Raw genomic sequence first — 9,815 nt, forward strand, 5'->3', positions numbered from 1 at the left:
TCAAAACTAAGCATCGTCAAAATTAGAAAACGAACTTTATCTTATGTGATGACAGCTTTACCGTTGTTACAGTCACTGTAGCGACATTTGAGAGACCAAGATTACGCCTGAGTAACTCTGTTAGTAGTTTTATTACCCTATAATCACAGCCGGTAGGCAAAACGTTTGTTTTTGATATTTTACTCAGGTATTATCAAAAGGTTTATAGGCAGTTGCTAATGGCGTCTGCCTCTATATTCTATTACCTGAGTGACTCATCGGACAGGGATGTCAGAGCACAAAATATCAGACCTTTATACTAAAAAATCCATCAGAATTTAAGGAACACATGATGTCGAATTCTCGCCTATTATGGTCGTCGATGACCGTCACCGCCGCGCTAATGCTTGGTGCTTGTAGTCAGCCTGCCAATGAAGCCACTGATACCAATGCTGATGCACCCGCAGCAGGAACAGCTGGCAAGACCATTCGTATCGCCACCGAGGGCGCTTATCCTCCCTTTAACTATACCAATGCCGATGGCAGTTTGGCGGGTTTCGATATCGACGTTGCCAATGCTTTATGTGAGCAGATGCAAGCCAAATGTGAAATAGTCGCCCAAGAGTGGGACGGTATTATTCCAGGTTTACTGGCACAAAAGTACGATGCGGTGATTGCTGGTATGTCTATCACTACCGAACGTCAAGAAAAAGTTGATTTCAGCGAGCCTTACTTTGCCAACACGATGGTATGGCTGACCGATACCAAAGGCAGCTTTGATCCTAAATCAATCAATAACCTGACGCTTGGTGGTCAACGCTCAACGACGCCTGGCGCTTATTTGCAAGACAATTATGAAGGCAAAGACGGCAATACCGTTCAGCTATATGATAATTATGACAATGCTTATTTAGACCTAAAATCTGGTCGTAGTGATGCGGTGTTAGCTGAAAAAGTGTCAGCCAAATCATGGTTAGCAGACAACCCACAAGGCTTCGGTATCGTTGGTGATGAAATTGATAATGACGATAATATTGCCATTGCTGTCCGTAAAGGTGATGCAATTAAAGAAGACTTTAATAAAGCGCTTAGCGAAATCCGTAGTAATGGTGAGCTTGCACGTCTTGAACAGCAAAACTTTGGTCAATAAGCTTTGATTGCTAACCTTGAATCCATGGCTTTAATCAATGCTCATCATTAATAGCGTTGATGAATAGCGTTGCTAAGCAGCCTTTAATTCATAAATGGCGGATTAATACACGGCTGATAAATATATTAAGGAATAATAAATATGATCATTTCAATGACATCATCGATAACTAAAAAAGCCTTGTGGTTAGCGCCATTTAGCGCAGCAATGCTTATGCTGGCAGGCTGTAATAATAGCTCAGCACCCGTAGACAGTACCGAAACGGATGCTGCTACTGATGCGCCTTTGAACATAAAAATCGCGACAGAATCAAGCTATAAGCCTTTTAGCTATACTGATGCTGATGGCAAACTGATCGGCTACGAGATTGAGCTGGTCGATGCTTTATGTACACAAATGAAAGCGAAATGTGAAGTTATCTCTCAAGATTGGGATGGTTTGATTCCAGGACTGAATGCGCAGAAGTTTGATGCTGCTATTGCGGGTATGTCTATTACGCCTGAACGTAAAGAAGTCGTCGAATTTAGCGACCCTTATTTTCATACGGGCATCATCTTAATCGGTAAAAAAGGGGATGATGTCAATGTAGAAGCATTAAAAGGTCAGCCCATTGCTTCACAGCGCTCAACGGTTGCCTCGCAGTATCTACAAGAAAAACATGCTGATGCTGATATTAAGCTTTATGACACTCAAGACAATGCTTATTTAGATCTAACGTCAGGTCGTGTTCGGGCGATGATGTCTGATAAAGTGACGGGGATCGATTGGCTAAAAACCGAAGCTGGTAAAGACTATGAAGTTAAAGGTCAAGAAATCAGTACCAGCGAAGATGCCATGGGAATAGCCTTCCGTAAAGGTGATCCATTAGTCGCTAAATTTAATAAAGCTTTGGCTGAGCTAAAAGATAACGGTACTTATGACCAAATTACGGGTAGTTACTTTGGAACCAGCTCAACCGCTGCTGTGCAAAAAGCAGGCGTGACGAGTGGCGTTAAAGAAGTAGTGGTCGTTGATGATGCTAATACTGCTGACGCTGTGATTGCCAAAGAAGAGCAAGCAGAAGCAGCGACGAACTAATACTGTTTTTGGTTAATGATTATTTTAGCCAATACGTATTTTAACCACTGCCTATTAGTATTTTACTTAGCAATCAAATCAAGGATGATTATGAGCAACCATTTTGTCCCAGTTGCAGTTTCAGGTTCAATGACCAGCACCTCTGCTACTATGTTGGTAGCAGGTAAGCATTTCTCAAAGCCGATGCTAGCAATGGCTGCGCTCTTAGCCTTAGTTGGTTGTAGCAATGGTCAAAATGAGTCTAACGTTAGTGTCAGCTCAGATGCTGCTGAAACTGCTAAAGCAAAAGCAGCTTCAACAGATGATAATGTACTGCGTATTGGTACCGAAGGGGCTTACGCGCCTTTTAACTATACCAATGCAGATGGGACATTGGGTGGCTTTGATATTGAGATAGCCAATGCTATCTGTGCGGATATGAAAATGACTTGTGACATCATGGCGCAAGATTGGGACGGTATTATCCCCGGTCTGAAGGCTGGTAAATATGATGCCATTGTTGCAGCGATGTCAGTCACTCCTGAGCGCGCGCAACAGGTTGCCTTTACTGATGCCTACTTTAGCAATGCACTGGTTTTTTTAGCCAAAAAAGACAGTGCCTTTGATCCAACCAATAGCAGCGATATCGATTCTCACTCTATTGCCGCGCAGCGTTCAACCATCTCTTCGCAGTGGTTAGAAAAAGCTTATCCAAAAGCCGATATGAAGCTATATGATACTTTGAGTAATGCTTTTTTAGATTTGGGTGCTGGTCGCGTCGATGCCATGATATCTGACAAACTGCCAGCGATAGAGTGGCTCAGCTCACCATCAGGTAGTAATTATGCGCTAAAAGGCGAAGAGATTGATATCAATGATAACTTTGCTATCGCTGTACGCCCAGGTGATGAATTACGAGCAAAAATTAATACATCATTGGCCAATATAAAAGCCAATGGCACTTACGATAAAATCAATCAAAAGTACTTTGCTGTGCCCGCATCTGCTACGAGTACTGTGGCAAATACAAATACAAATACTACAAGCAATACTGTGAAAACCTCTGAGCAAGCAGTGGCAGATAGCAGCGCTCAATAGCAGCTAAATAAAATGGTATGAATAATGAGAAGGACATCACTTAAATAGCGATGTCTTTTTTTATTTTTTGCTGAAGTTTTTACTGTAACGCTACTATTTTAGGTGTCACTGACTGTCAAATTTAGTCAGGTTTAGCTGTTTTATTTGCTATTTAACAGTATAAGTGTCTATTTAGGCACGGCTTTTACGCGTCAGTATTAACATAGCGGCGGACGAATATGATAAAATCGGCGCTCATTTCTACTGCGTCAATTACCGCGGCAATAATCGTATGAATCTAGCGTCAATCTATGACGCAAGCGATCAATATCTATTTGGTCTAAAATACGCTTATTAGCAGCGCTCAGCCATTGATGCTGATTCTTTTAACTCATATTTTGCAACTTGCTAATATAAAGAGACTGAGTGGATAATTGTGTTTGATTTACAAGGATTTGGCGCGCTTTTATTAAGCGGCGCTACCGTCACCATACAGCTTGCCGTGACCAGCTTGGTCATCGGTATGGCTTTAGGTTTGCTCGGTGCCACAGCGAAGCTGTCTAATATTTGGCTGCTGCGTAAGCTTGCGACTGTCTATACCGCCACGATGCGCGGTATTCCTGAGCTGTTATTGGTACTGTTTATCTATTATGGTGGCTCTATATTACTGATGAGCATCCTCAAAAAGTTCGGCTATAACGACTATGTCGAGATTAGTGCTTTTTGGGGCGGTGTGATGGCGTTGTCTATCGCTTTTGGTGCTTATGCGACTGAAATTTTTCGCATGTCGATTCAAGAGATTCCGATAGGACAACGTGAAGCTGCACAAGCGATAGGTATGCGTCCTTTTCAGACCTTTTATCGTATTACCTTACCACAAGTATGGCAGATCGCTTTGCCAGGATTGGGAAATTTATTTTTAGTATTGCTCAAAGACACGGCATTGGTTTCAGTCGTTGGTCTCAAAGATATCATGTATCAGTCCTCGCGCGCGGCGCAGTCAACACAGCAGCCATTTACCTTTTATATGGCGGCGGCGATTATTTATTTGGGTCTGACCATGCTGATTACTGGCTTTATGATGTGGCTTGAATGGCGTGCCAATCCGGCGGCGCGTTATGCTAAAAATCTGAGCCGTCAAACCACTCACCGTCAATCGACCATAGGATAAAAGGGAGAGATACTATGGATTGGAATTGGCAGGTCATTTTTGATCATATTCCTGATTTACTCGGTGGTGCAGTATTGACTGTACAGCTGGTTGTGATATCAGGTGTTATCGGACTGTTTTTTGGTTTGGTTTTGGCACTGTTACGGTTGTCCAAAAACTGGATGGTACAGATATTACCATTTTTATATATTTTCTTTTTCCGTGGCACACCACTACTGGTACAGATATTTTTGATTTATTACGGTCTTGGGCAGTTTGAAGCGGTACGTGAGTCGTTCCTATGGGAGCCAGTACTGAGTCAAGCGTATTGGTGCGCTATTATCGCCTTTACCTTAAATACCAGTGCTTATTTGGCAGAGATTATTCGCGGGGCTATCCAAAATATTCCAGTGGGTGAGCTCGAAGCTGCCGATGCGATTGGGATGTCAAAATGGCAAAAACTGACGCGTATTACTTTACCGCGTGCTTTTGGTATCGTGATTCCAGCCTACAGTAATGAAGTTATCTTTATGCTAAAGGGCAGTGCGCTGGCTTCAACCATTGCTTTGATGGATATCACTGGCGTCGCTCGTACGATTAGTGCACGGACTTATACCTTGATGGAGCTGTTCTTTGCTGCGGGTATTGTCTATCTCCTATTATCGTGGGTTATCTTATTTAGCTTTAGAATGTTTGAAAAAAGAATGAATCGTCACACAAGCTATGTGCCACCAGATGTGCTAACTAAGACAATTCCTTAATTATTTGGCATTGAGATGGCTATAGATAGTGCTGCCTCTATTCCCAATAAAAATATCCATAATTTGCTGTGAGAGCCTAATATGAGCCAATCACCACATATGTCGTTAGCGAATGCTATTGCTGCTGGTGTCAATGACGATAAAGCTATTACAAACGTTGATGAGCGCTTACGTGCGCCTATTGGCAAGATCGTTTGCGTTGGTCGCAACTATGCCGCTCATGCTCGTGAATTGGGCAATGAAGTGCCAACAGCGCCGATGTTGTTTATGAAACCAACCTCTGCGGTCGTTTCTATGCGTCATGGCGTTGTGCGCCCAAACCCAGAAATTTTTGGTGAGACGCATTATGAAGCCGAGCTGTGTATTCAGCTGTCAGCGGATTTGTCTGCGGCAACGATTGAACAAGCACAACAAGCAATCGGTGGCGTGACGCTAGGATTGGATTTAACCTTGCGCGAGCTACAAACCAAGCTAAAAGAAAAGGGTCATCCATGGGAGCGCGCCAAGTGCTTTGATGGCGCCTGTGTACTTGGTGATTGGCTTGAGCCGCAAGCGTTCGGTGACTTTGGCAATGTCCAATATCAGCTTTATATCAATGATGAGCTAAAGCAAGATGGCGATAGCGCCTTGATGCTATTTCCAGTCTATGAGTTACTGGTCAATATTAGCCATGCTTTTAGTCTGCAAGCTGGTGATGTCATCATGACCGGTACGCCAAGTGGCGTTGGTGTATTGCAGGCAGGTGATGCGCTAACGCTAAAACTCGGCGCGCATGAATGGCAAGCGCGAGTTCGATAAATTTACGGTAGCAGCAGTATGGTTTTAATCTTTAAGTGCATCGACGCTATCAAAAAATCCCAAGTTAATACTTGGGATTTTTTTGTTTTATAAGGTCATCAAACAGGACTGTCATTAGATTATCATCAAATTATCATTTGGATGTCAACGTACTGTCATAAACACTCAGTAGACTTGGGCGTAATTCGTATTTTAATGATTGCAACTATAAGATTGCAATCAACTCTTTTATGCTAATCAAGCCCAACAGCAAGGTGACTGATAATGACATTATTGAATAACAAACAACCACTTGCCCATGAAGTCGTTGAAGATTCCAATCCGACCAACAATATCGATTTTCAAACCATTATTAATCGTCGTTTAAACCGTCGTAGTATCTTAAAAGGTGGCACAGGATTAACGGCAGCGGCGTTTTTTGGCGCGCTACCTTTGGTTGGCTGTAGTGATGACGATGACAGCAGTCCTACCAACAATAACAACAATAATAACGATAATAATGTTGCTATCCCTGCACAAGGTGATCTCAAGCGCCCCGAAACTTTGAAGTTTACAGCAGTGGCGCATTCCACTGCCGAAACGATGAGCGTGGCAGCAGGCTATAAAGCAGAGATTATACTGCCTCTTGGTACGCCGCTGATTTCTGGTATCGATGATTGGAAAGACAATCGAGAGCAGTCAGCAGAATCATTCGAATGGCGAATGGGTGATAACCATGATGGCATGTGGTTCTTTGGCAAAAAGGAAGGTGCCTATGATGCCAAAGCATCAGAAAATGGGCTGCTGGTGATGAATCATGAATATGTAAATAGTAGCGAGCTGAGCCCATTTGGCTATCATGTGGTTCAAGATAATAACGCCGCGCCAATTTATCAAAATCGCCGCCTCGCGAGCGACGTGCGCCGAGAGGTCAATTGCCATGGGGTAGCTGTGGTTGAGATGAGCCGAAGCGCCGATGGCATAGGCTATGAGATGGTACCTAATTCGAAATACAATCGCCGTATCACCAGCAGTACGACCGCACAATTAACTGGGCCAGTTGCCGGTTCTGATTTGGTTAAGACCAAGTTTGATCCGACAGGCTTTCAGACTCGCGGTATCAATAATAACTGCGGTGCAGGCTTGTCACCTTGGGGCACCTATTTGACGACAGAAGAGAATTTCTTAGGTGTATTTGCACGTGGGCAAGATGCCAGTCAATTAAGCGATGGGCATAACTATGGTCGCGAACGCTACGGGGCGACAGAGAATTTCCCTGGTTGGGAGTATTTATGGCATACTCCTGAAGCCAAAGATGCCAAGATAGCAGACGAGTTTTCACGTTGGGATATGACCGCCGTCGGTAATAGTGCTGCTGATGATTATCGTAATGGCTTTAATACCTTTGGTTATATCACCGAGATTGATCCTTTTGATCAAAAATCTATGCCCCAAAAACGCACGGCACTGGGGCGTTTTGCTCATGAAAACTGCGCCTATGCCCCTGTTGAGCAAGGAAAACCCGTGGTATTTTACATGGGGGACGATGCTCGAGGCGAATATATCTATAAGTTTGTTTCCAAAGCCACATGGTCAAATAATGATATCGGTGGTGGGTTAAAAGCGGGCGACAAGTATTTGAATGATGGCACGCTCTATGTTGCCATCTTTAATGAAAATGGTCGTGGCGAATGGAAAGCGCTGATCCATGGTCAAAACGGACTGGATGCCTCCAATACTGTTTTGCCCTTTAATGGACAAGATGAGGTGTTGGTCTTTGCCCGTGCGGCGGCAGATACGGTTGGTGCCACTAAAATGGATCGACCAGAATGGGTGTCGGTTAGCCCTATGACTGGCGATGTGTATGTCACATTGACCAATAATAAATATCGCGGCGTACGTGATGATCAGCCAGTCTCAGCGTCCAATCCGCGCAGTTATGATACTGGTGGCAAAGCGCGCGGCAATGACAATGGTCATATTATTCGCTGGGCGGAAGCAGGTGGCGACCATGCAGCAACGAGTTTTGAATGGGATATTTATTTATTTGCTGCGCCGAGTGATTTGCCAGCAGAAAACTTATCACAATTGAATGATAATAACGATTTTTCTTCACCCGATGGTTTGTACTTCGATCCACGTGGCGTATTGTGGATTCAAACGGATGATGGCGCTTATACCGATACCAGCAGCTGTATGTTGCTGGCGGCGCTACCCGGTAATGTCAGCGATGGCACGCTTACCACGACTTCGGCAGGACAACACACCCGAGTCGGTATGCCTGCTAATAATGACAATATCAAACGTTTCTTTGTCGGTCCTGAAGGCTGCGAAGTCACAGGTATTACCATGACTCCAGACTTTAAAACATTATTTATTAATATTCAGCACCCGGGTAATAATTGGGGCGCTGTTGCCGGAGGCAGTACGCCGCGCTCAGCAACCGTGATGATTACACGCGAGGATGGCGATGTCATACTGGCAGAGTCGTTTGTCTAGTTAAATATTTACATCAGTACGGATATGTCTTAATAAACATAAAAATCCCAAGTCATGGCTTGGGATTTTTATGTTTTGGGCAATAGTCGCTAATGTGCAAGCTTTGATGTTAGAAGATTGAGTACTTCTTTGACAATAAACGTACTTGATGGTTAAATCATCTTCTTCTGTTTGTCGCCTTTACAGGATAATATAGCAAACTCCCTTCATTACTTGATATATGAAAACTATGCGCAGTCCAAAACCTCTAAATTCCATTCATGATTTATTTGCCACGACTCGGCGTCCACCTGGTGCCGATAGCGAATCTGACTTTCAAGGCGATGTCTATGAAGAGTTGGATAAACTTGAGTATATTTATGTGGATGAGCTGAGCGCAGAAAACGTAGATAACAGTGACACTCAGCCGTATCAGCCAATTTCTTTGGTTGATTTTTTTGAAGGCTTGGCTCAACTGGCAACGATGGGTGTGGTTGAGGTTACTGATATTGTAGAGGCTGTCCACCGCGAGATTCTATTGCGTCCTTTAGGGCGTTTTAATGATGGTAATCTTGACCAGTGGCAGCGCGGTATCACCGGACGAATTTATGGCGCAGTACGCAATACGATGCAATTGGTTGGAAATAACATCGCTGTTGGTCTTCGCCTTTATAACAATATTTTGAAGCCAAAAAAAGTACAACCGCTACCGAAAAACTTGCGACGCATGGTCAATATCTTAAATGGGGTGATGGGCGATCATCTGGTCAATCATGACAATCCACTAGCAGTTTCGATGACTTTGTATGATAAGAATAATTATGTGCAAAGCGGTGCATTGTCAGGGCGAGTAATTGTTTTATGCCACGGGCTTTGCATGAGTCACTTAAGCTGGCAGATATCTGGAGAGAATAATCTAGGTAATACGCTAGTCAGCAGCTTGCCAAATTCGACCGTTCTCTATTTAAATTACAATACCGGTCGCCGTATCTCAAGTAACGGACGTAACTTTGCTAAAGTTCTGCAAAACTTAGTTGAAGATAATCCAGACATCAATCAGATTGATCTAATCGGTCATAGTATGGGTGGTTTGGTGAGCCGTAGTGCGCTGTTTTATGGTAAAGAACAGGGTTTTAGCTGGGTAAAACGCGTGGGTAATCTCGTTACTTTAGGCTCGCCGCATCATGGCGCAAGCTTAGAGCGCATTGGTAATTTTGTCCAAGATAAAATCGCGAAGCTGCCATTTGCAGGGTCATTGGCGACATTGGGCGATTTGCGTAGTGCCGGTATTATTGACTTACGTTACGGCAGTATTCGGGATGCTGACTGGAAGTCTTTAGAAGGGCGCAGCGTCCTCCCAGCAGAGTTTCGTCATCCGACGCGTTTG

At 43.8% G+C, this 9,815-nt stretch carries 8 protein-coding genes; all 8 read left to right on the top strand.

The window, feature by feature from the left end; genetic code table 11:
* The first annotated feature begins 328 nt into the window (after positions 1–328).
* A complete protein-coding gene (locus tag CAN34_RS06240; RefSeq protein WP_174668345.1) occupies positions 329–1,129 on the top strand; it encodes a transporter substrate-binding domain-containing protein in 801 nt (266 codons plus the stop codon).
* 141 nt (positions 1,130–1,270) lie between these two features.
* Positions 1,271–2,206 carry a transporter substrate-binding domain-containing protein gene (locus tag CAN34_RS06245; RefSeq protein ID WP_089554917.1) on the top strand — a complete coding sequence of 312 codons (936 nt, stop codon included), beginning with the start codon at positions 1,271–1,273 and terminating at the stop codon, positions 2,204–2,206.
* A 90-nt stretch (positions 2,207–2,296) separates the two neighbouring features.
* Positions 2,297–3,283, top strand: coding sequence for an ABC transporter substrate-binding protein (locus tag CAN34_RS06250; RefSeq protein WP_089554918.1), 987 nt, complete (start codon positions 2,297–2,299; stop codon positions 3,281–3,283).
* Positions 3,284–3,698: 415 nt separating this feature from the next.
* Positions 3,699–4,433, top strand: a complete 735-nt coding sequence (locus CAN34_RS06255; protein WP_079690827.1) for an ABC transporter permease — start codon at positions 3,699–3,701, stop codon at positions 4,431–4,433.
* 14 nt (positions 4,434–4,447) lie between these two features.
* Positions 4,448–5,173: an ABC transporter permease gene (locus CAN34_RS06260; RefSeq protein ID WP_089554919.1), complete on the top strand. Its 726-nt coding sequence runs from the start codon at positions 4,448–4,450 to the stop codon at positions 5,171–5,173.
* 81 nt (positions 5,174–5,254) lie between these two features.
* Positions 5,255–5,971: a fumarylacetoacetate hydrolase family protein gene (locus tag CAN34_RS06265; RefSeq protein WP_089554920.1), complete on the top strand. Its 717-nt coding sequence runs from the start codon at positions 5,255–5,257 to the stop codon at positions 5,969–5,971.
* A 264-nt stretch (positions 5,972–6,235) separates the two neighbouring features.
* Complete coding sequence (locus CAN34_RS06270; protein ID WP_089554921.1) at positions 6,236–8,449, top strand: PhoX family phosphatase; 2,214 nt, start codon at positions 6,236–6,238, stop codon at positions 8,447–8,449.
* Positions 8,450–8,678: 229 nt separating this feature from the next.
* A partial coding sequence (locus CAN34_RS06275) for a triacylglycerol lipase (protein ID WP_089554925.1) occupies positions 8,679–9,815 on the top strand: 1,137 nt, incomplete at its 3' end.

Source organism: Psychrobacter sp. DAB_AL32B (genome assembly GCF_002224105.1).
Taxonomy (GTDB): Bacteria; Pseudomonadota; Gammaproteobacteria; order Pseudomonadales; family Moraxellaceae; genus Psychrobacter.

Bases quoted from the DNA above. Each gene is read 5' to 3' on its own strand.
- CAN34_RS06240 (WP_174668345.1), top strand. From the start codon at position 329: ATGATGTCGAATTCTCGCCTATTATGGTCGTCGATGACCGTCACCGCC.
- CAN34_RS06250 (WP_089554918.1), top strand. From the start codon at position 2,297: ATGAGCAACCATTTTGTCCCAGTTGCAGTTTCAGGTTCAATGACCAGC.
- CAN34_RS06270 (WP_089554921.1), top strand. From the start codon at position 6,236: ATGACATTATTGAATAACAAACAACCACTTGCCCATGAAGTCGTTGAA.
- CAN34_RS06245 (WP_089554917.1), top strand. From the start codon at position 1,271: ATGATCATTTCAATGACATCATCGATAACTAAAAAAGCCTTGTGGTTA.
- CAN34_RS06260 (WP_089554919.1), top strand. From the start codon at position 4,448: ATGGATTGGAATTGGCAGGTCATTTTTGATCATATTCCTGATTTACTC.
- CAN34_RS06265 (WP_089554920.1), top strand. From the start codon at position 5,255: ATGAGCCAATCACCACATATGTCGTTAGCGAATGCTATTGCTGCTGGT.